This window comes from Agathobaculum ammoniilyticum (assembly GCF_025567315.1).
Taxonomy (GTDB): domain Bacteria; phylum Bacillota; class Clostridia; order Oscillospirales; family Butyricicoccaceae; genus Agathobaculum; species Agathobaculum ammoniilyticum.
Genome location: NZ_JAOQJE010000003.1, coordinates 105194 through 129087, shown reverse-complemented (window position 1 = coordinate 129087; position 23894 = coordinate 105194). Strand labels below are relative to the sequence as shown.

The following is a 23894-nucleotide window of genomic DNA, read 5'->3' as shown; positions in this document are numbered from 1 at the left end:
TTCAATGTGACGATAACAGGATTGGAGAGGGATAGAAATGACGTTGGATTTGCCTGAAACTGTTGCGATATTCCCAGTGACGTGGGAGGATAATTACAATTCCTGAAATTAAATTGATTGAACCCCTTGTGCTTTCATAGTACTATACCAGTATAAAAGAGTTGCCGGTAATTTTCAAGAGCATTATCCTAAATGAACGGAAGATTGAAAGGGGCTGTAAAAAGTGCGGAAATCAGAACTTTTTCTCGGAGAAGCGAAAAGGACGACCGTCTGCATCATACCGGCATGGATATACGGGGCGGCGCCGGAAAACGATTGGATGCAAGCGATCCAGTTGGCATAGTTCCGGCTACGATTTTCCCAGCTTGCACAATGCTTGAGGGAAAACGGATTGCCTTGGGGCGATCCGGATTGTGATTGGAAAGAGAAAGGAGTTTTTCAGTTGGAGCATACTTCGGAAATCCAGCGGAGCAGAGAGGACCACGTTGTCAGCCTGCGGGAAAAGATATGCTATGGTTTGGGCGATTCGGCCTGTAATGTGGTATACGGCCTGTGCAGCACGCTGCTTACCTTTTTTTATACGGATTATGTAGGTGTCAGTGCCGCGCTCGTCGGTATCATTTTCCTGATTACGCGTGTGTTTGACGGTGTTTCGGATATTATCATGGGCTTTATCACGGACCGGACGAAATCCAAGTACGGCAAAGCGCGGCCGTGGATTCTGTGGATGGCGGTGCCGTATGCGGTGACGTTCGTCCTGCTGTTCCTCATTCCGGCGAATGCGCCGGTCATGGTGCAGGCAGTGTATATTTTCGTCACCTATAACCTGGTCAATACGGTGGTTTATACCGCGCTCAACCTGCCGTATTCCACGATGGCCTCTCTGATTACGCGCGACCAGAAATCCCGTACCTCCACCCAGGCGATCCGCATTTTCTGCGGGCCGATGGGCAAGATGGTGGTTACGGTTTCCACGATCCCGCTGGTGCAGGCGTTTGGCAACACCCAGCAGAGCTGGATCATCGTTTCGATCATCTTCGCCGTGATCGCGCTGGTGCTGCTGCTGGTCTGCTTCTTCAATATTGAGGAGCGCGTGGTGATCGAAGCGGCCAAAACCGAGAAGGTATCGGTGGGAAGAAGCCTAAAGGCGCTGTTTTCCAACCAGTACTGGGCGATCTGCCTGGGGCTGTGGGGCTTTATGGTCATGATGAGCACTGTCACCGGTACGATCGAAACCTATTACTGTAAATACATATTGGGCAACGAGGCCTTGTACAGTCCGATCTACGCGGCGGAGCTGATCGCGCAGAGCATCGTTGTGCTGATCGTGCCGCAGTTTGTACTCCGCTTCGGAAAGAGGAATCTGACGCTTGCCGGTATTCTGCTGGTAATCGTGGCGCAGTTTGTGTGGATGAGCAACCCGATGAGCGTCACCGTCGCCATGGTCAGCGCCGTGCTGCGCGGCATCGGTGTTGCGCCGCTGTGGGCCTGCGTATTCCCGATGATCGCGGACTGCGCGGAATTCGGTCAGTGGAAGACCCACGTCCGGCAGGACGGCATGATTTTCAGCGCCGCTTCGGTCGGCTCCAAGCTGGGCGGCGGCCTTGCTTCGGCGGGCATCGGCCTGCTGATGGATTCGGTCGGGTATGACGGCCTGGCCGCGGTACAGAACGCGGACGCGATGGCGATGATCAAAGCAATCTGCATGTATGCGCCAATCATTTTCTCTGTCATCATCGTGATCCTCTGCCTGCTTTACAAGCTGGATAAGCTCTATCCGCAGGTGATTGCGGATCTGAAAAAGCGCGACGAGCAGGGCATCCTGTAAACGGGCTGCACAATAGGAAGCAGCACAGAACACGGAAAGAAGGTGAAGACAGAAGACATGATAGATTTTGCGATTAATATTGAAACCATTTATCCAGGCATGGAGGTATGCGAGAAAATCGAGCGGGTCAGCGCGGCGGGATTTCGGGCGATCGAATTCTGGAGCTGGCACGACAAGGACCTCGCGGACATCCGGCGGGTCTGCCAGGAACGGGGCGTGTCCGTCAAAGCGTTCAGCGGCACCAGTATCTACTCCCTGTGTGATCGGGCGCACAGCCAGGACTGTATCGACTGGATCCGGCAGTCGCTCGACGCGGCGAAAATGCTGAGCTGCGACAAGCTGATCCTGTTCCCAAATCACTTTACGCCAAACGGCTGCGCGGACTTCCGCGACCAGTACAGCCATACCGCGATGCTCGCCAACATCACGCATACGCTTACCAGGCTGGCGCCGGTGCTGGAGGCAAACGGGGTGACCGCCCTGGTCGAACCGCTTAACAATTTGGGGGGCGACGCGGGCATGTCGCTGACCACAACCGAGGAGGGCGCGGACATCGTGCGCGCGGTCGGTTCGGAGCGGGTCGGTCTGCTGTGCGATGTGTTCCATATGCAGTTGATGCACGGGAACCTGCTGCGCAGCATCACCAACAACCTGGGCGTGGTGAAATACATCCATCTGGCGGACGCGCCCGACCGGCACGAGCCGGGAACGGGGGAGATCAACTTTGATTTCCTGCTGCGCGGCGTGGCAGAAAGCGGCTACGCGGGGACGGTCTGCTTTGAATATTTTCCGGCAGGGGACACCGAGGCCGGCTTCCCCGCAGTCAAAAAGCTTTGCGATTCCATTTCAAAATAAAACCAACCACTATCATCAATTTTTAAGGAGGACGACAAAATGTTCAAGGAAGTAACGTACGGTATGGTAGGCGGCGACCTGAAAGCTCTGATCGGCGAGTGCCACCGCAAGGCGCTGGGCCTGGATCCGCGCGCGAAGCTGGTCTGCGGCTGCTTTTCCGCGATCGACGAGCTGAATGACGAGTGCGCGGAGGCGTACCACGTTGATAAATCCCGCGTGTATTACAACGCGGAGGATATGGCAAAGGCTGAGGCTGGCAAGATCGATTTCGTTTCCATCTGCACGCCGAACTTTGTGCATTACTCCGCTGCCAAGACCTTTCTGGAGCACGGCATCAACGTCGTGTGTGAGAAGCCCCTCACCCTGACCGTGGAAGAAGCCGAGGACCTGGCCCGCATTGCCAAGGAGAAAAAACTGGTGTTCGCGGTGGACTACTGCTATTCCGGCTATGTTATGTGCAAGGTCATGAAGCAGATGATTGCGCGCGGCGACATCGGCCAGATCATCGCGGTCAATGCCAACTATATTGAGAACAGCTTCCTCAGCCTGCTGGCCGAAAAGGAGCAGGTCAACGGCCGTATCTGGCGCACCGATCCCAAGTATAGCGGCATCTCCAACACCTGCGCGGACGATGGCACGCATGTCGAGCATCTGGTACACTATGTCACCGGCCTGAAGATCAAGCGCCTGCTGGCCACGACTGATACGTTCGGCAAAAAGCTGGACCTGAACGACAACATTATTCTGGAGTATGAAAACGGCGTTCACGGTGCTTACTGGTTCACCCAGGTAGCCTGCGGCTGCCCCAACGAAATCGACCTGCGGATCATGGGTACGGAGGGCTGCCTGGAGTGGCACCAGACCCGTCCGGACGAAGTGGTTTACATCAAAAAGGGCGAGGCGCCCCGCACGCTCTGCCGCGCAGGCGACGGCATCGACGTACCCGCAGGCAAGCTGGCGCGTGTGCCGTTCGGCCATCCGGAAGGCTACTATATCGCGATCGCCAATATCTACCGCAGCGTGATCGACACGATCCTCAAGCTCAAAAACGGCGAGACCCCGACCGAGGAGGATCTGGACTTTCCGGATGTGGAAACCGGCGTCAACGGCGTCAAGTTCTTCCACGCTGTCGTTGAGAGCGCGCAGAACAACTCCAAGTGGGTGGAGATCAACTAAGAGCAGAGCGGCCTGGCAGGGGCAGGGCGGCCGGCCCTGTCCGTGCCGGACCGGAACAGGAGGAAAAGACAATGGCAAACATGCAGAAGGCAATCGTTTACAAGGGGCCGGGCCAATTCGCCTATGAGGACCGCCCTATTCCCGAGATCAAGAACCGGAACGATGTCAAGATCAAAAGTTACGGCTGCGCGGTCTGCGGTACGGACGTGAATATTTTTGCCACGCCCCAGAAGCATCCGTGCAAGCAGGATATTATTTTCGGCCATGAGTTCTGCGGCGAGGTCGCGGAGGTGGGCGAAGGCGTCACCGACCTCAAGCCGGGCGATAAGGTGGTCATCGACCCACACGGCCCCTGCGGCGAGTGCGACAACTGCCTGGCCGGCCTGCCCGAAGCCTGCCAGCACGTCAGCTCACGCGGCGTGTTCGCGGATGGCGGCCTGACCAATTACGTCGTACTGCCCAAGCAGTACTGCTATAAGGTAGCGCCGGAAACCAAGCCTGAGCTGATGGGCGTGGCCGAGCCGCTCGCGGGCTGCGGCTGCGCGCTGGAAAAGCTGAACGTGCATGTGGGCGATACCGCATGCGTACTGGGCGCCGGCCCGATCGGCCTGATGTTCATCGCGCTGCTCAAGGCGAACGGCTGCCGCAAGATCATCGTTTCCGAGCCGATCGAACACCGCCGCAAGCTGGCGCTGGAGGTCGGCGCGACCCGCGTGGTCAATCCAGATACCGAGAACCTGCAGCAGATTGTCAAGGAGGAAACCGGCGGTCTGGGCGTGGACCACTGTGTAGAGGCGGTGGCCGCGATGCTGGTGGACTGCGTCTATCTGGTGCGGCCGCACGGCAAGGTGCTGCAGTTCGGACACGATGAGCTGGCTCGCCCGGAATTTCCGGTCGCCGAGCTGCTCAAGAACGAGATCGAGGTTTACGGCGGCTATCTGGGCAAGTATTATATGCGCAAGGTCGCGCAGATCATAGAATCCGGCATTCTGCCGCTCGATAAGATCGTGACCGATGTGATACCGGCCTCCCGTTATCAGGAGGCGCTCGACCTGGCGGCGAGCCGCCAGTGCGGCAAGGTATTCGTTTCCATGGACCTGTGAGAAAGGACAGCGCGGAATGGTAGATAAAAAAGAGGTATTGCGCCTGACCGAGCTGGCATACCAGGCGCGCCGCGACCTGTGCAAACTGTGCGGGGCGTACAGCGGCAACATCCATATGGGCGGCGACATGTCCATGCTCGATGTGCTGACCTGCCTGTTCCACCGCACGATGAACGTCTCTCCCGAACGGGAGCAGGACCCCGCCCGCGACCGCTTCATTCTCAGCAAGGGACACGGCGCGGTCGGCATGTACATCGTGATGGCGCAAAAGGGGTTTTTTGATTACCAGGAGATCTGCGAGACCTACGGCCAGGTGGGCAGCAAGTTCGGACAACATCCCTGCAAGACCCGACTGCCGATGCTGGACGCCTCCACTGGTTCGCTCGGCCACGGCCTGCCGCTCAGCGTCGGCCTAGCGGCCTCGTCCCGCCAGAAGGGGCGCCGGAACCGCGTGTTTTGCCTGATGGGTGACGGCGAGACCTGTGAAGGCTCAGTGTGGGAGGCTGCGATGGCGGGCCACGCGCTTGGCCTGGGCAATCTGGTGGCGGTCGTGGACCGTAACAGGCAGCTCATGACCAGCTTTTCCGAGGATTCGATTAAGCTCGCCCCCTATGCGGATAAATGGCGCGCGTTCGGCTGGAACGTGATCGAGATTGCGGATGGCAACGACATGCAGCAGGTGGCCGACGCGCTCGAGCGCCTGCCGGAAAGCAGCAGCGGCGTGCCGACCGCGGTTATCGCGGACACGGTCAAGGGCAAGAATATTTCCTTTATGGAACGGGAGATCAAATGGCATGCGGGCAGCATGAACGAGGCGGATCTGCAGACCGCGCTGGCCGACCTGGACGCGGCGCTGGACCGGCAGAGAAAGGAGTTATAAATGAAGCAGTCATATACTCTGGATGAATATAACTCCGCGCGTTCTGTGGTGGGCGACACGATAGCGGAGCTTGGCGGAAAGGATAGCCGCGTCTGGCTGCTCACGCCGGATATCGGCTTCGGCTGCAAGGAGTTTCATGAGAAATATCCGGACCGTTTCATCGACACCGGCATCGCGGAGCAGGATGTGGTCGGCGTATCGGCCGGCCTGGCGTATGACGGGAACATCCCGTTCATCATCGGCATGATGCCGTTCATGAGCATGCGCGCGCTCGAACAGGTGCGCACGGATGTATGCTATCCCAACCTGCCGGTGCGCATCATCGCCAACTATGCGGGACTGACCGGCAACGGCGGCTCCACCCATTATGCGATGGAGGACATGGCGCTGTATTCCTCGCTGGTCAACATGACGGTCTGCGCGGCATCCGATCCGGTGCAGCTGCGCCAAATCATCGAGAAAAGCCTGTATTACGAAGGCCCGCTGTCCATCCGCATTGACCCAGGCAAGGAAAACCGTGTGCTGTACACGGCGGAGGACAGGTTTGAGATCGGCAAGGGCCACCTGGCGCGGGACGGAAAGGATATCACCATCATCGCCTGCGGCGAGATGGTCAGCTATGCGCTGCAGCTGCACGACAAGGCAAAGAAGGCTGGCATCGGTGTGCGCGTGATCGATATGTTCACGGTCAAGCCGCTGGACGAAGAGATCGTGCGCAAGGCCGCTGAGGAAACCGGCCGCATCATCGTTTGGGAGGACCACTTGATGAAAAACGGCCTGGCCAGCGCGGTTGCGGACCTGCTGTGCGACAACGGTATCGCACTCAAATCGTTCAAGCGCTTCGGCATCCCGCAGGTGTACCCGGGCTTTGGCAGCGCGGAGGACCTGTATCACCTGTACGGCTATGACCCGGAAGCCGTTTGGGAATATGTGAGCAAGCTGTTAGGATAAATGCGGTGCTTCGGTCGGCCCGCCCTGCGTGGCGGAGCGGCCGGAACGCGCAGAGGAGGACATAAGATGAGCGTTTATATGTGGAACACCTTTTGCCCCACGCTGTTCGGGACGGGCGCTTCCGGGGAGACAGGGGAGCGTGCAAAGGCGCTCGGCATGCATCGGGTAATGGTCTGCACCGAACAGGCGCTGTGCGAATTCGGTGTGGTAACGCCGGTCATCGATGCGCTGAAAGACGCCGGCCTGGAGGTGTTCGTGTTCGACCGGTGCCGTGCGGACGCACCGAGCGATATCTGCGACGCGGGCGCGGCCTATGTGCGGGAGCACGCGATCGACGGCGTTGTGGCGGTCGGCGGCGGCAGCACGCTGGACACCGCAAAGGCGGTCGGCATCGTCATCAGCCAGAATGGCACGACCATCCGCGACTACTATGGGATAGGAGAGGCGGAGCATACCCTCAAGCTGATCACGCTGAGCACGACCTCGGGTACGGGCAGCGAATTGTCGCAGTGGGCGGTCATCGGCGATGTGGAAACCGGCGCCAAGGAAATGCCGGTGTATAAGCCGGATCTGGCAATCGTCGATCCGGCGCTGACCTACTCCGTGCCTGCGGGTGTGACCGCCGCGACCGGCATGGATGTGCTGGCGCACTGCGTGGAGGCGATCACGAACCGGAATTACAACCCGTATGGCTATATTTTCGGCAAGGAGGGCATTCGGCTGACGCTGCAGTGGCTTCCGGTCGCCGTAAAAGAGCCGAAGAATGCGCAGGCGCGAGAGGCGATGTCCCTGGCCGCGAGCCTGGGCGGCATGGCGATCTCCGCCTGCGGCTGCCAGATCGGACACAGCTTCAGCCAGACGTTTGGCGCGCGCCATCATGTGCCGCACGGATTGGGCTGCGCGTGGGGGTTGCCGGGCGTCATGGTCTATACCGCCAAATATGGTGAGCGCAGGAATCTGGAGGAAGTCGCCGAGGCAATGGGGGTCGCCTGCACTGCGGAAACCGGAACCATGGAGCTTGCGGAGACGCTGGCGCAGCGCGTGGTTGGGCTGATGAAAGAACTACAGATCAAATCGCTGCGCGAATCCGGCTTCTTGCTGGAGGACTGCCTGGCTTCCGCGGAGCAGTTCGCGCATGACGGGGCGTTCGGCAACGCACCCGGCGCGCCCAGTATGGAGGAGATCAGGGAATACATCTCCTATACCTATGCGGCGTATTGATGGAAAACGGCGGGCGGCCGGCGCAGAGGGCGCAGCCGCCTTGCGACCGTGAAATAGCGGCCGCTTCTCTCTCTTACAAAAACCGGTGTTTTATTCTCAGAATAAAACACCGGTTTTGTGTTGGGTTGGAAAGGGTGGCGGGGTCAGTTCCCTGTGGGACAGTGCCAGATGTGCGCGTTGGCATCCGGTTCGGTCAGCCAGAGGTGCGCAGTGTCGTCGATGCGGGTCTTGTCCCACGGGTTGCCGGGCAGGTGCCGGATTCCCCAGGCATAGCAGCAGGTATAGCCGGGGGCGGTGACCTGCGGGTGCATCCCTTTTGTAATCAGAGCTAGGCCGTTGTGGTGGGTCTCATATAACTCCCCGTCGCCCCAGCCCGCGCCAAAGCCGCTGGGGTGATCGAAACGGTAAAAATATACCTCGGGCTGGGGGTGATGATGCGGCGGGTAGGAGGACCATTTGCCCGGCAGGTTGACGACCTCGCCCAAAACCATGTTGGAATACGGCGCGTTATCCAGATCGAAGCAGGTACGGACATCGCGCTTAGTGCAGCCCATCAGCTCGCCCTGGTCGCCGCGCGGCCAAGTGTCGGTATCCTCCGGCCCGTACATGCGGCAGGGGAAAACCGTGTCGTTCTCTGTTTTTTGAATGTAAATATGGCAGGCTCCATGAGCGGTGATCCGGACTTCGACGCCCTTGCAGACGTGCAGGCAGGATGGGTTGTAATCAAGCGGGTTGGGACGGTCCACGTCGCGGGCCTGCCCTTCCCATTCCAGCGTGCAGCGTCCGTCGAACACCAGCGCGGCCATCTCCTTGCGGTCCTCCCGCAAAGAGATGGTGTCGCCGGCCTCCATGACAAGAAGCCCGACGTCCATCATGGCTTTTTTTCCGTATCCTTCTTCCAAACGGAGATATTCATTATATCCCCGCTTGACCTGCTTATCCATATACATATGCTGTCCCTCCATGCGGCATCGGTGGTTTTCTGGCCCGTGATTCAATAAAAAATATTTTCTGTCCGCGGATTGTAAAGACCAGTCTGTTATTCTATAATTATAGCAGATAATGCGGAAAATACTTGCAATATATTCTCGGTTAATAACATGATTTTAAGGAGGGGGATGGATGGAAGCACAAAGTGAAAAGCAGAAAGAGGCCGCTGCCGGCATTCCCCTCCGCATATATCCCGCGCTGGACGGGAGCGAGGCGGACGTGGTTGACCGCGTGCCGTTCCACTGGCATACGGAAAGCGAGATCGTCATTGTCGATGCGGGGACGGTTTCGCTTGTCATAGCCGACCGTGCATACCAGGGAACGCGCGGAGATATTTTTTTCATCGGAAGTGAAGAACTGCATGAAATACGGGCGACAGGGCAGGGGAACCAGTTTCACTCGTTCTTGTTTTCGCTGGAACTGTTGGAGTTTGCCCGCGCCGACGATGCTGAAACCAGCCTGCTGGAACCGCTGGCCGAGGGACATCTGCGCTTCCCCAGGCAAGTACGGAAAGGGGAGGCGGGGCAAAAGGCGCTGCACAGGCTGCTGGCCCGTCTCGTTTGTGCCTGCCTTCGGCAAAGCTTGGGTTGGCGGCTGACAGCCAAGGCGGCCCTGCTGGAGATCGTGGCGGTGTGCGCGGACTATTCGTTGATAGAAAAAGTGGACGCGCCCTGCGGCACGGATGAACGACTGCGGCAGAAAAAAGCGATCGTGGCTTATCTGGATGAGCATTTTACGGAGCCGGTCCGGCTTCCGGACGTAGCGGCGGCGTTTGGGCTTTCCCCTCAGTATTTCAGCACATTGTTTCGGGAAAGCTTCGGCCGGACGCTGATGCAGCATGTCAATTTCCTGCGTACCGAAAGGGCGGCGCGCCTGCTGCGGACAAGCAGCCTTCCGGTCATGGAGATTGGGCTGCGCGTCGGTTATGAAAATTTCAGCTATTTTATCAAGCGGTTTCGGGAGGCTTACGGCGTCCCGCCATCGGTCTACCGGAAAAACAACAGGGAATTCGCCGCAACGCCTGTTGGGCGCGCGCATTGAAAAGAATACCGGCGGAAGCGTCCTGCTTCCGCCGGTTGGTTTTTATACGCAAAGCGTCAGTTGCCAGCAAACCGCAGCTTGATGTTTTCCTGCTTGCAAAGGCTGACATATTCCTTGGCAGGCTCCCGATCGGTGATGAAGCCGGTCAGATCCTTTAAGTGGCAAAAGGTGACGATGGCCTCGCGCCCGATCTTGGAGGAATCCGCCATGCAGTAGATGCTGTCTGCACGGTGGACGACCGCGCGCTTGATCTCCGCTTCGAGGAAAGTGGTGTTGGTCATGCCGGCGGTCAGGGAAACCCCTGTTGCGCCCATGAACGCCTTGTTGATCCGCATGTTGGAAAGCGCTTCGATCGTGGACAGGCCGACGAACGAATCGGTCGTGGGGCTGTAGATGCCGCCGAGCGAGATGATGTTCAGGTTTTCGTATTTTGCCGCTTCGCTCAACGCACCGAGCGAATGCGTGATAATGGTGATGCGGTTTTTCGCCACCAGATAACGCAGCAGGCAGAGTGTGGTTGTGCCGGAGTCGATAAATATGGTGTCCCCGTCCGCGACCTCCTCAGCGGCCATGCGGCCGATCAGCGACTTGTCCGCCGGATTGAGACTGGAACGGATCGGCGTGGGTACTGCGCCGGAGGGTACCGTGGCGGTAACGCCGCCATATACCTTTGTAATATGCCCGCGCATTTCCAACTCGTTCAGGTCGCGGCGGATCGTGTTCTTGGAAACCTCGAAAACCTCGCACAGCTCGTCAATGCTGACCGTTTCGTGCGAGATGACATACTGCTCTATGGCATTTAAACGGCTGACTTTCATCTTCCTCATTCCCCAATCGCGGGCCATTAAAGGTATGGCAGATTTACTGATATTTAGTTTATCAAAGATTCAGAAAAATGTCCACTGTGCCGCATCATGCCAAAATCGGCATTTTTTGATATGGAAAACAGGGGGTTTATAGCGCGGTAACGGGACCGCGCATACTTGCGAGCTGGAAAAAGTGGTTAAGTTATGGGTAAAAAATTATTTCCTGATGCATAGAATGTGGTTTTGTGTTTGTTGCATTGTGCGCAAGTGCGCGCTGGCATGATTTTTGCAGGAAAAGCAGATAAAACAGGGGGGCCTGCGCGGAAAATACGGAAAAACCAAACAAATCAAAGGGGAATACTGCCTTTGAAGCGTTCGCGCGCCTCGTGAAAATTATCATGCGGTGTAAAAATAAGGGGCAAATTTTTGTTAACAAATGCTTGGATATTGGTTGAAATCTGGTTGGTTTGGTGGTACACTGTAAACGAAAACGGTGTCCGGCAGGACGGCCGTGTTCCGGAATCTGTTCCGCGGAGAGAAAATACTGATATAGAATTAGGCAGGTGTATGCAATGCAGAAAGCAGAAAAAATGCAGGAGCTACGCGTATTTGCAGCGCAGATCCGTCTCGAAACGCTCAAGACGATCGGTTCGCTGGGCTTCGGCCATGTAGGCGGCTCGATGTCGGTTGCGGACGCTCTGGCGGTGCTCTACGGCGGTGTTATGAACATCGACCCGAAGAACCCGCGCTGGGAGGACCGTGACTGGTGCGTCATGTCCAAGGGACATGCCGGACCGGCCATGTATGCCACCCTTGGGCTCAAGGGCTTCTATCCGGTTGAGGAAGCGTATACCCTCAATAAGCCCCACACCAACTTCCCGTCCCACACCGACCGCCAGAAGACCCCCGGCGTCGATCTGACGACCGGCTCGCTCGGACAGGGCATGTCCACGGCTGTCGGCGCGGCGCTCGGCAACAAAATGGACGGACGCGACAGCCATGTGTTCGTGTTCGTCGGCGATGGCGAGTGCGACGAGGGCCAGGTTTGGGAAGCGGCCCAGTTTGCCGCGCATTATAAGCTCGACCACCTGATCTGCTTTGTCGACTATAACAAGCGCCAGCTTGACGGTGCGTGCGAGGACGTTATGAGCCACGGCAAGGGCATCGGCGCGAAGTTCGACGCGTTCGGCTGGAATGTGATCGATCTTCCGGATGGCAACGACGTGGAGGCGATCTACGACGCGGTGCAGCTGGCATACGATGTAAAGGGCAAGCCCACCTGTATCGTTTTGAACACTGTCAAGGGCAAGGGCGCGACGTTTGCAGAGCCGTCCGGCGCGCATTCTTCGCAGCCGACTCCCGAGCAGTGGGACGAAGCGATTAAGGCCTCTGAAGCGGCGTATGCCGCTGTCAAGGCACAGTAAGGGAGGGGATGCAAATGAGCTTTACTTTGATTGGCAAGCACGAGAAGGATTCCCGTGCAATGCGTGACGCATATGTCACTGCGGTACATGACCTGATGGCAAAGGGCGAGCCTGTCGTACATATTGACTGCGACCTTGAGGGCTGCAGCAACGTGGGCAAGCTGGCCAAGGAATTTCCGAACAATGTATACAATGCCGGTATCGCGGAAGCGAACGCAATGGGCATCGCCGCGGGCCTGACCGCCACCGGCAAGACCGTGTTCATGCACTCGTTCGGTCCGTTCGCGTCCCGCCGCGCGTTTGATCAGGCGTTTATGTCCGCGGCCTACGCCGGCCTGCCGGTGCATGTGATCGGCTCAGACCCGGGCGTCTGCGCGGCGTTCAACGGCGGCACCCATATGCCGTTTGAGGATATGGCGCTGTATCTGTCCGTGCCGGACGCGGTCGTTATCGACCCGACCGACTACGCGATGCTCAACTGCCTGACCGGCAAGCTGGCGGCATCGGGCAAGTTCTCCTACACCCGTCTGGTCCGTAAGGGCTTCACCACAGTGTATGCGGACGGTTCGGACTTTGAGATCGGCAAGGGCATTGAGCTGCGCGACGGTAAGGATGTTGCAATCATCGCCTCTGGTATCCTGGTGGATGAGGCGCTCAAGGCGGAGGAAGCGCTCAAGGCTGAGGGGATCTCCGCAAAGGTTGTGGATATGTTCACCTGGAAGCCGCTGGATGAAGAGCTGGTTAAGAAGTGCGCTGCGGAGTGCGGCTGTATCGTCACCGCAGAGAACCATCAGGTCGGCTGTGGCTTGGGCAGCGTCGTAGCGAACTGCCTGGTCAAGAACGCGCCCGTACCGATGGAAATGGTGGGTGTGCAGGACCGCTTCGGCCAGGTTGGTCCGGAGGATTTTCTGCGCAAGGAGTACAACCTCACTGCCGACGATATCGTGGCGGCGGCGAAAAAAGCGATCTCCCGCAAGTAAGGCATTCCATAATGGAAAAAGCGGCAGCTTTGGCTGCCGCTTTTTATATAGCGCTATCGGTCGCTTAACCCAACGAGGTAATCAAGCGAAACCCCATAATATTGCGCTAAGCGGATCAATAAATGCACCGGTATTTCACGTTTACCAGTTTCGTAATTACTATAAGTGCGTTGGTCGATTTTCAGATATTCTGCAAGTTGAATCTGACTGGTGTCAGAATCCTCGCGCATATGCCGTAAACGCGGATAATGATACATAGCATTCACCTCATATAATATAGTTTACCTATACTTTCAATAAATATGTTGATTTTACTATCGTTTGATAGTAAGATTGAAATGAGGTGATTTGAATGGAAAAGAAATGCAAAACCTGTAAGCATTACCGGCCGCACTATGTAAAAATAAAGGGCTGCGGATTTCGCCGGACCCGTGGCGGCCACTGCACCTATCCGCGCGGTAAACTGCGCTATGAGGACAAAGCCGCCTGCGCGAATTACCAGCCGGCTCAAACGGAGCAATAAAAACGCGGGAAAAACAGCAAGTCCCCCTTTACGAAAGCAGGCCCGACTCCTATAATAAGGGTATATCAGAGAGAAAGAGGTAGGGTTGATGGCGCAGCAGTTGGACAGCCCGCTTGGGACTGCACCAGAGGGGAAGCTGGTGCTGCAGCTCGCCATTCCGGCGATGCTGGCGCAGTTCGTCAATATTTTGTACAGCGTGGTCGACCGGATGTACGTCGGCCATATTGCGGAGGTCGGCGCGGAGGCGCTGGCGGGCGTAGGCGTCTGCGCGCCGGTTGTGACGATGATTACGGCGTTTGCCGCGCTGGTGGGCTTTGGCGGCGGGCCGCTTATGAGCATCCGTATGGGGCGGCAGGACTTGGAGGGCGCGCGCCAGATCGTTGCCAACAGCTTTTATCTGCTCCTGGCGCTTTCGGTTGTAGTCACAGTGCCGGTGGTGGTGCTGCGCAGGCCGATCCTGTTTGCATTCGGCGCGAGCGAGCAGCTTTGGCCCTATGCGGAGGCGTACTTTACCACCTATGTGCTGGGGACGGTGTTCGCGCTCCTCAGTGTGGGGCTGAACCAGATTGTGATGAGCCAGGGCTTTTCCGGCACGGCGATGCGGTCGGTCATGCTGGGCGCGGCTGTCAATATTGCGCTTGATCCGGTCTGCATCTTCGCGCTGGATATGGGGGTGCGCGGCGCCGCCGTGGCGACCGTGCTTTCGCAGGTCTGCTCGGCCATGTATACGCTGCGGTTCCTGTTCAGCCGCCGCGCGCTGGTGGGCATAACGAACTGTCCGCTGCATTTCGGCTGGATCCGGCGTATTTTTCAGGTCGGCCTGTCGCCAGCGCTGATTATCGCGCTGGATAACGTGTTGCTCATTTCGGTGAACGTGATGCTGCGCAAATACGGCGGCGCGGACAGCGACATGCTGATCGCGTGCGCGGCTATCCTGCAGAGCTTTATGCTGATCATCACCATGCCGCTGGGCGGCATCACAGCGGGTACGCAGTCTATTCTGGGCTATAACTACGGCGCGGGGGATACCCGCCGCGTCATGCGCGCGGAGAAGCGCATCGTATTGCTGTGCTTCATTTTTACCGCTGTTATGTTTGTGATTGCGCAGACCATGGCCACGCCTTTTGTCCGTATCTTTACCACGGATCCGGTACATATCGAGCAGGCGGCCTGGATGATACGCACCTATACGCTGGGGGTGCTCGGCTTGGCGATCCAGTACCCCTTTGTGGACGGCATGACCGGCATGGGGCTGGTACGCTGGGGGTTGACGTTCTCCCTGCTCCGCAAGGGTATCTTTTTCGCCGGCGTGTATCTCCTGCCCGCGCTATTTTCCGCAACGACGCTGCTGTATGCCGAGCCGATATCGGATATCCTGTCCGCAACGGTTTCGGGCGCGGCGTTTATCCTGCTGTTTCCACGGCTGATGCGCAGGCGGGAGGCAGAGAACTGACGGCTTTTTCCATTCTGCCCCTATGCAGCACGGGTTTTTTGTTGTAAAATAGCGATAGAAAAAAACAGGCGCAAAAAAGTTATGGAGGAAAGCGATATGGATTTGAAAGAACGCGCGCTCAAGGCGCATGAGCAGTGGGGCGGCAAGATCGAGGTCGTTGCTCGGTGTGAGGTAAACAGCAAGGAGGACCTTTCGGTCGCCTATACGCCGGGCGTGGCCGAGCCGTGCCTTAAAATTAAGGATGACCCGTCGCTGAGCTATACTTATACCCGCCGGCATAACCTGGTTGCGGTTATTACGGACGGCACAGCGGTACTCGGCTTGGGCGATATCGGCCCTGTCGCCGGCATGCCGGTGATGGAGGGCAAATGCGCGCTGTTCAAGGCGTTTGCGGATGTGGACGCGTTCCCACTGTGCGTGGCCTCCAAGGATGTGGACGAGATCGTACGCACCATCCAGCTTATTTCGGGTTCGTTCGGCGGCATTAATCTGGAGGATATCGCCGCGCCGCGCTGCTTTGAGATCGAGCGAAAGCTCAAGGAGGTTTGCGACATTCCGGTATTCCATGACGATCAGCATGGAACGGCGGTGTGCTGCGGCGCGGCGCTGATTAACGCCTGCCGGCTGACCGGCCGCAGGGTGGAGGATATCCGGATGGTGGTCAATGGCTGCGGCGCGGCCGCGATCGCGGTGACAAAGTTCCTGATGTTCCTCGGCGTGCAGCATATCACGATGGTGGAGCGCTTTGGCATCGTCTGCGAAGGGGACGAGCGTCTCAATCCCGCGCAGGCGGAGATGGCAAAGCTGACCAACCGCGCGCACTTGACCGGCGCGCTCGCGGACGCAGTCAAGGGCGCGGATGTGTTCTTCGGCATGTCGGTACCGCAGGTGTTGACTGCGGAAATGGTTTCCACCATGTCGGCGAAGCCGATGGTGTTTGCCATGGCCAATCCGGTACCTGAGATCTGGCCGGAGGACGCCAAAAAGGGCGGCGCGGCGGTGGTCGGCACCGGACGGTCGGACTACCCGAACCAGATCAATAATGTGCTTGCATTCCCAGGCATTTTCCGCGGGGCGCTCGATGTGCGCGCCAGAGATATCAATGAGGAGATGAAGCTCGCGGCGGCAAGGGCGATCGCGTACTGCGTGTCCGATGAGGAGCTGACCGCGGAATACATCATGCCCATGGCGTTTGACCATAAGGTGATACGGGCGGTCGCGGACGCGGTCGCGCAGGCGGCGCGCGATTCGGGCGTGGCCCGCATCTGAACGGCGTAATCACGCGTGGAAAGAGCGGGACGCAGGCGGCTGGAACGCTTGGAAAAGCAGGAAAAACGCGCGGCGGCACGGTATGAAAAAGCAAAGCCGTCTGTTTTTGCCACCGTACAGGACAAGATACCGGACGGCCTGCGCGGCAAGCTGGAACTGGCGTTCTGCAAGGGGTTCCGGCTGGTGTTTGAAAAGGGGGAAGGGCTGATCGGCAAAACTTATGACGCCGACCAGCTCTGCGGACGCTATGAGCAGTATGCCGCCGCAGTGCGGACGAAAGCGACAGGGGCGCGGCTGCGCCGTTTGCGCCGCGGCGCGCGGTCGGCTGTGCGGGGCGGTACGGGCGTCGCTCTGGCGGAGGGCGCGGCGCTGGGCGTGCTGGGGATCGGCCTGCCGGATATCCCCTTGTTCCTCGGCGGTCTGCTGCGCGGGCTTTACCGTATCGCGCTTAGCTATGGCTTTGATTGTCACAGCGACAGGGAGCGCCGCTACCTGCTCCTGTTGGTCGCGGCTTCGCTCAGCAAGGGAGAGGAGCGCGAGCGGTTTGCGGCGTCCGCGGAGGCGGTGGCGGCCGGCGGCGCCTTACCCTCTTTGGAGGAATGTATGGACGCGGCGGCCGGACGGCTTGCGGAGGAGATGCTCACGGCAAAGTTCGTGCAGGGGCTGCCGCTGGTCGGCCTGGCGGGCGGTTTGCGGAATGTTCCGGTCTACCGGCGCGTCACGGCCTGTGCTGCACGGGCATACGAGCGGCGCTGGCTGCTCGAACAGGAGAACAGGGAAAAATAAGCGGACGCACCCCAGTTTGGCTGGGGTGCGTTTTCCTATGCGACCGTGCGCAGATAGGCGCGTATCGTGATCTGGTAGCAGATAAGGTAAAACAGCGCGAACACCAGCATGGAAAGCGCGATGCTGCCGTACAGCACCAGCGGCGTGTCGATCGAAATGAGACCCATGAAGGTGGAGAGGAAAGGCGTGGCGAACGCAATATGCAGCAGGGTCCCGCCCAGCGGCAGCAGGAATACAACGCGAAGCTGCCGGCGGGCTGTGCGCACCGTCATTTCATCAGACAGGCCGATCGAGCGCAGGATGCGGAAGCGGCCGGCGTCCTCTATGCCCTCGGAAAGTTGCTTGTAGTATAGGACCAGCGAGGTGCAGGCCAAAAAAACCAGTACGAAAAAGACGCCGAGAAAGGCGAGCGTGGTGAACATCAAGGTGATGTCCTCCACGGTCACGTTGGTAAAGTTGATGCCGGACTGGCTGTTTGTGATCGTCTGCCCCACGCGGGCGATCACCGCACCCTGTCCGAACAGGACGCAGAGCGAGCAGCAAAGCGTGAACAGGGCGGCGCAGCCGAACAGGCAGATATTAACCAGCCCAGCCGCGTTTTTGCGCAGCCGGTGCTGCAGGCCGGAGACGACAACAAATTCCGAAGCGTCCGTGTAAAAGCGCGGCCCTTTGCGCAGGCGGCGCAAAACCTCGGCGATGACGCCGGTGAACACGCCGTAGGTGCCGAGGATGACTAGCAGCAGTGCCAGCGTGAAGCTGGCCAGCGTGGCGCTTCTTCCGCTGGTCAGGGAGAGAAAATATGCGGCGAACAGACAAGATGAGCCGAGTATGGCGGCCAGCAGGCGGCCGCGCATGGGACGTTCCCCTTGGGTCTGTTCGCGCAGCAGTGAGCAGGGCTGGGTACGTGCGGCCCGCCATACGCCGATCACAACGAGTACGGCGAAGCAGGCGGCGAAAACCTTGACCGTCGCGAGCAGGGGTGGGAAAGAAAGGCCCCAGACAATGCCGGACGGGATGCCGAGCGCAGCCAGCAGGCCGCGAAAGACGAGTGGGCAGACCAGCGCGCCGCCGCCAGCGCCCAGCAGGATGCACAGCGCAAAGCAGAGCGTGTTTTCAATCAGCAGGATTACGGCGATATGGCGGCGGCCCAGCCCGAGAATGGCATACAAGGCCAGCTCGCGGCTGCGGTTTTTGAGCAGGTAGCTGTAAATATAGACCAGAAACGGCAGGAGGACGACCGGCATCAGGAAATACCCCACGCTCATCAGGATTTGGATATTCCCGCCGTTCGGGATGCTCCGCCCGAACGATTCGTTATATACAAAGGCGGCGATCACAAAATACACCATTGCCATGAAAGCGGTTGCAAGCAGGAACGGCAGGTACAGGCGGCGGTTTCCGTACAGGCCGCGCAGGGCGAGGCGGGGGAGCAGCGTGTTACGCAAGACGGACACCTCCCTGCTGCAGCGCGGTCTGACAGGCGGCAAGGCGGGGGTAAAAGTCCGCGCGCGCCAGCCCCTCTCGGCACGCCTCGCCCGCAATCAGGCCGTCGCGCAGGAATAAAACGCGCGAGGCATGGCTCGCCGCGTCCAGACTGTGGGTGACCATGACGGTGGTTTGTCCCTCCGCGTTACATTCGTCCAGCATGCCGAGCAGCTGCGCAGCCGAGCCGGAATCGAGCGCGCCGGTCGGTTCATCCGCAAGGAGCAGGTCGGGGCGTGTGATCAGCGCGCGGGCGGCTGCGGCGCGCTGGCGCTCGCCGCCGGATACCTCGTACGGGAATTTTTCGAGCAGCGGTGTGATGCCCAGCCGTCCGGTCAGAGGAAGCAGGCGGGCTTCCATCTCGCTGCGGGCGGTTCCCGCCAACACAAGCGGGAAAACGATATTTTCCCGAAGAGAAAGCGTGTCCAGCAGGTTGCAGTCCTGGAAGATAAAGCCCAGCCGGTCCCGCCGGAAGGCGGAGAGAGCGCGGCTGGGGATCGCGGCCATATCCTCTCCATTGAGCAGGATCCGCCCATCCGTCGGTCGGTCGAGCGCGGCGAGCAGGGTGAGCAGTGTGGTTTTGCCGCTGCCGCTTTCCCCCATTACGGCAACAAATTCGCCCTGTTCCACTGAGAAGCTGACGCCGCGCAGCGCAGGCACCCTGCGCCCGCCAAAGCGGGTCACATATTCCTTTACCAAACCATCCACTGTAAGCAGCATAAAAAAACCTCCATACCAATGTATTAAATTAATGATACAATAATACAACGAAAAAGCGGGATTGTCAACCACTTTTTCGGAACGGGGGAGGAGCAAAAAGTCGGGGCGCCGCCCGAAAGTGGGGGAGCGGCCGCACCGCTCGCGGTTTCGATTGAAAATCGCTAAAACCCTTTGCAAAATGAGCCGTGATAGGGTAGAATAGAAAACAGGAAAATGAAGCAAGAGGAGTGTGGAATATGGAAGCACACAAATATAAACGCGTACTGATCAAAATCAGCGGCGAAGCCCTTGCGGGTGACAAGCATTTCGGGCTGAATTTTGATGTGATCGGACCGGTGTGCGATGTGATCAAGAAGTGCAACGAGCAGGGTTGCGAGATCGGCGTTGTAGTAGGCGGCGGCAACTTCTGGCGCGGCGTCAAGGACGGCGGCGGCAAGATGGAGCGCACCCGCGCCGACCATATGGGGATGCTGGCCACCACAATCAACGCCCTTGCGCTGGCGGACGCGCTCGAGCAGCGCGGCGTGCCGGTGCGCGTGCAGACCGCGATCGAGATGAACCGCATCGCAGAGCCGTACATCCGTCAGCGCGCGACGCGCCACTTGGAAAAAGGCCGCGTGGTCATTTTCGGCTGCGGCACGGGCAACCCATTTTTCTCGACCGACACCGCGGCGGTTCTGCGGGCGGCAGAAATCGGCGCGGAAGTCATCCTGCTGGCCAAAAATGTGGACGGTGTGTATGATTCCGACCCGGCGAAAAACCCGAACGCAAAAAAATATGACCACCTTTCCTACATGGATGTGCTTAATCAGGGCTTGGGCGTAATGGATACCACTGCAACTTCGCTTTCCATGGATAACCACATTCCGATTTTGGTGTTTGCACTTTCCGATCCGGAAAATATTTACCGTGCAGTGTGCGGTGAAAAGATCGGCACGATCGTAGAGGAGGAAAATTAAAATGAAAGCTCAACTGACCGCGTATGAGGAAAAAATGAAGAAAACGCTCGACGTGCTGGCAAAGGAGCTGGCCGCAGTCCGCGCAGGACGGGCCAATCCCGCGGTGCTGGATAAGATCACGGTCGAGTATTACGGCGCGCCGACCCCGCTCAACCAGGTGGCGGCCATCGCGACGCCCGACCCGCGCTCGCTTTCGATCCAGCCCTGGGACGCTTCGGTTCTCAAGGCGATTGAAAAGGCGATCCAGACCTCGGACCTGGGCATCAACCCCCAGAACGATGGCAAGCAGATCCGGCTGAATTTCCCGCCGCTGACAGAGGAGCGCCGTAAGGAGCTGATCAAGGGCGTGTCCAAGACCGGCGAGGAAGCCAAGGTCGCGCTGCGCAATATCCGGCGCGACGCGATTGAAAAGTTCAAGGCAGCGCAGAAAAAGAGCGAGATGACCGAGGACGAGCTGCACGAGGGCGAGGAGAAAATGCAGAAGCTGACCGATAAGTACGTCAAGGAGATCGACGGTATGGTCGCGAAGAAGTCCAAGGAGCTGGCGGAAGTGTAATGTCTCGAAAGAGGACCGTCCTGCCCTGGAAAGCTGAAAATAACGTGGGGGCGGCGGGAGCGCCGCCCCTTTGCATGGGGGAAGTATAGTTGGGCCTGTTTACACGGAAAAGGAAAAGAGCGCCCGTGCCGGCGGACCGGCCGGTACCGCGCCATATCGCGGTCATTATGGATGGAAATGGGCGCTGGGCGAAAAAACGCGGCCTGCCGCGTCAGGCGGGGCATAAGGTCGGCGCGGAAACCTTTCGCACGATCGCGACCTACTGCAAGGATATCGGCGTGCAGTACTTCACGGTATATGCGTTTTCCACCGAGAACTGGAAGCGCCCGCAGGAGGAGGTGGACGCGCTGATGAACCTGTTCCGCACCTATCTGAAAGAGGCGGCGGAAACCATGTTCCAGCGCGGCGTGGCCGTGCGTGTGCTCGGCGACCTGTCGCCGCTGCCGGAGGATATCCGCGCGCAGATACGGGAGGTGGACGGGATCGCCGACCGGCTGGGACCGGATGCCGCGACCGCCTCCCTGTGCATCAACTACGGCGGACGGGATGAAATCAAAAACGCGGTCCGCGCGATCGCGCGGGAGGTTCAGGCCGGCGCGCTGGCGCCGGGGGATATCACCGAGCAGACGATCGGCGCACATCTGTACACCGCCCATATGCCGGATCCGGATCTGATCATCCGGCCGTCGGGCGAGGTCAGGACCTCGAATTTCCTGCTGTGGCAATCCGCCTATTCGGAATATTATTTTACGGATGTGCTGTGGCCGGATTTCAAAACAGCGGATATGGATGCGGCGATCAACGCATTTAACAAGAGAAACCGCCGCTTCGGCGGGGTATAAACCGAAAGTTCGGGGTGCAAGGATATGAAAGCAAGAGTGTTGTTCGGCGTGATCGGCTTTGTTTTTGTGCTGCTCGCGCTGTATGTGTTCCCGCCTGTTGTGCTGGAAGCGGCGCTTGCCGCGCTTTGCGTGCTGGCAACGTATGAGGTGCTTGGTTCGACTAAGCTGGTGCATAACCGGCTGGAGCTGATCTTATGCGGCTTGGTGTCGCTTCTACTCGCAGCGGGGCATTCGTCATTGGCCCCGTTTTCCCTGGACTGGACGCTGCGTGGTCTGGCGTTCCTGCTGCTGGTTGGCTCGTTCCTGATTTTGCTGCGCTTTCACGACAGCATGAACGCCTCGCAGGTGCCGTGGGCCTTTTTCGGCGCGTTGCTGGTACCCTACCTGCTGCTCAGCCTGCTGCGCATCTTCCAGATGGAGGAGCATAGCGGCCCGTTCATCGTGCTGCTGCCGCTGCTCGCCGCGTGGGGCGCGGATACCTGCGCGCTGTTTTCCGGCATGCTTTTCGGCAAGCACAGGCTCGCGCCGGTCGTCAGCCCTAAAAAAACGGTTGAGGGCGCGATCGGCGGCGTGATAGGCGGCGCGGTTCTGGTAATGCTTGCGGCGCTGCTGATGAATGTCCTGCTCGATCTGGATATGCCGGTCTGGGCGGCGGCTGTGCTTGGCGGTCTGGGCGCGGTGCTGGGCGAGATCGGGGACCTTTCCTTCTCGGTCATCAAACGGCAGACCGGTATCAAGGATTACGGCCATATCTTCCCAGGGCATGGCGGGGTACTCGACCGGTTCGACAGCGTGCTGTTTGTCGCGCCGATGGCGGAGATGCTGTTCCGGCTGATCTGGTAAGTGCAGGACCGAAAGATGCCAAAGCGCCGCATCAGGGGCGCGTACAGGAGACTGTTGAAATGAAAAAAATAGCGATTTTAGGCTCGACCGGCTCGATCGGCACGCAGACTGTCGATATTTTGCCGTCGGTTGGGGCTGAAGTCGTCGCATTGACGACGAATAAACGCATAAACTTACTTGAGGAACAGGCGCGCGCGCTGCACCCTGAAATGGTATGCGCATTTGACGAGGCGGCGGCGCGCGACCTGAAAATAAAACTTGCGGACACGGATATCCGCGTGCTCTCTGGTATGGGGGGATTGACCGCCTGCGCCGCGGAGAGCGGCGCGGATATGGTCGTGACCGCAGTGGTCGGCATGGTTGGCCTGTTGCCCACGCTTGCCGCCATCGACGCGGGCAAGGACATTGCGCTGGCCAACAAGGAGACGCTGGTCTGTGCGGGTGAGCTGGTCATGCGCGCGGCGCGCGAAAAGGGCGTGCAGCTCCTGCCAGTGGATTCCGAGCATTCGGCGATTTTCCAGTGTGCGCAGGCGGCGCAGGGCAACCGGCTGGCGAAAATCATCCTGACTGCGTCGGGCGGCCCATTTTTCGGCTGGACCGCTGCGCAGATGCGGGATGTGACCAGAGAACAGGCGCTCGCGCATCCTAACTGGTCGATGGGCGCGAAGATCACCATTGACTCCGCGACCATGATGAATAAGGGGCTCGAGCTGATCGAAGCCATGTGGCTGTATGACATGGCGCCGGAGGATATCGAAATCGTGATCCACCGCGAGAGCATCGTGCATTCTGCGGTTGAGTTTGACGATGGCGCGGTGCTCGCGCAGCTTGGACTGCCGGATATGCGCCTGCCGATCCAATACGCGCTGACCTGGCCGCAACGCGCGGCCTGCAAGGTGCCGCGCCTGCGCTTGGCGGAGGCCGCAAAGCTGACCTTTTTCGCGCCGGATTACGAGGCGTTTCCGGCGCTCGGCTTGGCCCAGCGTGCGGCGGCGCAAAAGGGCGACCGCGGCGCGGTACTCAACGGGGCGAACGAGGCGGCGGTCGGCCTGTTCCTCGCGGGCAGGCTCGGCTTTGCCGAGATTGCGGAAAGCGTCGCCCGGGCGCTGGACGCGATTCCCTGTCAAAAGGAACTCACACTGGACGGCGTCCTTGCGGCGGATGCCGCCGCGCGCGAGCTGGTGCTCGCGCACAGCCCGATCTGAC

24 protein-coding genes are annotated in these 23894 nt (G+C 59.0%); 19 read left to right on the top strand and 5 right to left on the bottom strand.

Going from position 1 to position 23894, the window contains the following annotated elements; all coding sequences use genetic code 11:
* The first annotated feature begins 442 nt into the window (after positions 1-442).
* The 7 genes from OCV66_RS04655 to OCV66_RS04625 all read left to right on the top strand — a co-directional run bounded on the left by OCV66_RS04655 (position 443) and on the right by OCV66_RS04625 (position 8014).
* Positions 443-1828 carry an MFS transporter gene (locus OCV66_RS04655; RefSeq protein ID WP_207724456.1) on the top strand — a complete coding sequence of 462 codons (1386 nt, stop codon included), beginning with the start codon at positions 443-445 and terminating at the stop codon, positions 1826-1828.
* Positions 1829-1885: 57 nt separating this feature from the next.
* Positions 1886-2683, top strand: a complete 798-nt coding sequence (locus tag OCV66_RS04650) for a TIM barrel protein (RefSeq protein WP_147573844.1) — start codon at positions 1886-1888, stop codon at positions 2681-2683.
* 39 nt (positions 2684-2722) lie between these two features.
* Positions 2723-3859, top strand: a complete 1137-nt coding sequence (locus tag OCV66_RS04645; RefSeq protein ID WP_054326175.1) for a Gfo/Idh/MocA family protein — start codon at positions 2723-2725, stop codon at positions 3857-3859.
* A gap of 71 nt (positions 3860-3930) precedes the next feature.
* Entirely contained in the window at positions 3931-4962 is a 1032-nt protein-coding gene (locus tag OCV66_RS04640) for a zinc-dependent alcohol dehydrogenase (protein ID WP_054326176.1), read from the top strand.
* Positions 4963-4978: 16 nt separating this feature from the next.
* A complete protein-coding gene (locus OCV66_RS04635; RefSeq protein WP_054326177.1) occupies positions 4979-5842 on the top strand; it encodes a transketolase in 864 nt (287 codons plus the stop codon).
* Positions 5843-6793: a transketolase family protein gene (locus OCV66_RS04630; protein ID WP_147573843.1), complete on the top strand. Its 951-nt coding sequence runs from the start codon at positions 5843-5845 to the stop codon at positions 6791-6793.
* A 66-nt stretch (positions 6794-6859) separates the two neighbouring features.
* Entirely contained in the window at positions 6860-8014 is a 1155-nt protein-coding gene (locus OCV66_RS04625) for an iron-containing alcohol dehydrogenase (RefSeq protein WP_054326180.1), read from the top strand.
* A gap of 143 nt (positions 8015-8157) precedes the next feature.
* On the opposite strand, the gene OCV66_RS04620 is transcribed toward OCV66_RS04625, so the two are convergent.
* The gene (locus tag OCV66_RS04620; RefSeq protein WP_054326181.1) at positions 8158-8964 is read right to left on the bottom strand and encodes a 5-deoxy-glucuronate isomerase; all 807 of its coding nucleotides are present in this window, start codon (positions 8962-8964) and stop codon (positions 8158-8160) included.
* A gap of 172 nt (positions 8965-9136) precedes the next feature.
* Here OCV66_RS04620 and OCV66_RS04615 point away from each other — a divergent pair, with 172 nt between their 5' ends.
* On the top strand, positions 9137-10045 hold the full coding sequence (locus tag OCV66_RS04615) for a helix-turn-helix transcriptional regulator (RefSeq protein WP_147573842.1): 909 nt from the start codon (positions 9137-9139) through the stop codon (positions 10043-10045).
* 56 nt (positions 10046-10101) lie between these two features.
* Here the strand turns inward: OCV66_RS04615 and OCV66_RS04610 are convergent, their stop codons facing one another.
* Positions 10102-10863 (bottom strand): DeoR/GlpR family DNA-binding transcription regulator, encoded by a 762-nt coding sequence (locus tag OCV66_RS04610; RefSeq protein ID WP_054326183.1) that lies wholly within the window; start codon positions 10861-10863, stop codon positions 10102-10104.
* A gap of 560 nt (positions 10864-11423) precedes the next feature.
* Here OCV66_RS04610 and OCV66_RS04605 point away from each other — a divergent pair.
* Together OCV66_RS04605 and OCV66_RS04600 are read left to right on the top strand one after the other, a co-directional pair.
* On the top strand, positions 11424-12275 hold the full coding sequence (locus tag OCV66_RS04605; RefSeq protein ID WP_054326184.1) for a transketolase: 852 nt from the start codon (positions 11424-11426) through the stop codon (positions 12273-12275).
* A gap of 14 nt (positions 12276-12289) precedes the next feature.
* Positions 12290-13255 carry a transketolase family protein gene (locus tag OCV66_RS04600; protein WP_054326185.1) on the top strand — a complete coding sequence of 322 codons (966 nt, stop codon included), beginning with the start codon at positions 12290-12292 and terminating at the stop codon, positions 13253-13255.
* Between the two features lie 53 nt (positions 13256-13308).
* On the opposite strand, the gene OCV66_RS04595 is transcribed toward OCV66_RS04600, so the two are convergent.
* A complete protein-coding gene (locus tag OCV66_RS04595) occupies positions 13309-13485 on the bottom strand; it encodes a helix-turn-helix domain-containing protein (protein WP_307718896.1) in 177 nt (58 codons plus the stop codon).
* 122 nt (positions 13486-13607) lie between these two features.
* Here OCV66_RS04595 and OCV66_RS04590 point away from each other — a divergent pair, with 122 nt between their 5' ends.
* From OCV66_RS04590 to OCV66_RS04575, 4 genes are all read left to right on the top strand, one after another.
* Positions 13608-13778, top strand: a complete 171-nt coding sequence (locus OCV66_RS04590; protein WP_153802370.1) for a hypothetical protein — start codon at positions 13608-13610, stop codon at positions 13776-13778.
* 88 nt (positions 13779-13866) lie between these two features.
* A complete protein-coding gene (locus tag OCV66_RS04585; protein ID WP_107630649.1) occupies positions 13867-15231 on the top strand; it encodes an MATE family efflux transporter in 1365 nt (454 codons plus the stop codon).
* A gap of 96 nt (positions 15232-15327) precedes the next feature.
* The gene (locus tag OCV66_RS04580) at positions 15328-16500 is read left to right on the top strand and encodes an NAD(P)-dependent malic enzyme (RefSeq protein ID WP_054326332.1); all 1173 of its coding nucleotides are present in this window, start codon (positions 15328-15330) and stop codon (positions 16498-16500) included.
* A 15-nt stretch (positions 16501-16515) separates the two neighbouring features.
* The gene (locus OCV66_RS04575; protein WP_082396734.1) at positions 16516-17286 is read left to right on the top strand and encodes an EcsC family protein; all 771 of its coding nucleotides are present in this window, start codon (positions 16516-16518) and stop codon (positions 17284-17286) included.
* A gap of 35 nt (positions 17287-17321) precedes the next feature.
* On the opposite strand, the gene OCV66_RS04570 is transcribed toward OCV66_RS04575, so the two are convergent.
* Both OCV66_RS04570 and OCV66_RS04565 read right to left on the bottom strand, forming a co-directional pair.
* A complete protein-coding gene (locus tag OCV66_RS04570; protein ID WP_147573841.1) occupies positions 17322-18731 on the bottom strand; it encodes an FtsX-like permease family protein in 1410 nt (469 codons plus the stop codon).
* A complete protein-coding gene (locus tag OCV66_RS04565) occupies positions 18724-19488 on the bottom strand; it encodes an ABC transporter ATP-binding protein (protein ID WP_054326190.1) in 765 nt (254 codons plus the stop codon). Before OCV66_RS04565 ends, OCV66_RS04570 begins: the two co-directional genes overlap by 8 nt.
* Before the next feature lie 236 nt (positions 19489-19724).
* Between OCV66_RS04565 and pyrH the strand changes: the two genes are divergently transcribed.
* The 5 genes from pyrH to OCV66_RS04540 all read left to right on the top strand — a co-directional run bounded on the left by pyrH (position 19725) and on the right by OCV66_RS04540 (position 23893).
* Positions 19725-20447, top strand: coding sequence for a UMP kinase (gene pyrH, locus OCV66_RS04560; RefSeq protein ID WP_107630647.1), 723 nt, complete (start codon positions 19725-19727; stop codon positions 20445-20447).
* Between the two features lies 1 nt (position 20448).
* Positions 20449-21003 (top strand): ribosome recycling factor, encoded by a 555-nt coding sequence (gene frr / locus OCV66_RS04555; RefSeq protein ID WP_054326191.1) that lies wholly within the window; start codon positions 20449-20451, stop codon positions 21001-21003.
* Between the two features lie 89 nt (positions 21004-21092).
* Positions 21093-21845 carry an isoprenyl transferase gene (locus OCV66_RS04550; protein WP_082396737.1) on the top strand — a complete coding sequence of 251 codons (753 nt, stop codon included), beginning with the start codon at positions 21093-21095 and terminating at the stop codon, positions 21843-21845.
* Positions 21846-21869: 24 nt separating this feature from the next.
* Positions 21870-22688: a phosphatidate cytidylyltransferase gene (locus tag OCV66_RS04545; protein WP_107630646.1), complete on the top strand. Its 819-nt coding sequence runs from the start codon at positions 21870-21872 to the stop codon at positions 22686-22688.
* 59 nt (positions 22689-22747) lie between these two features.
* A complete protein-coding gene (locus OCV66_RS04540) occupies positions 22748-23893 on the top strand; it encodes a 1-deoxy-D-xylulose-5-phosphate reductoisomerase (RefSeq protein ID WP_147573840.1) in 1146 nt (381 codons plus the stop codon).
* Position 23894 lies beyond the last annotated feature (1 nt).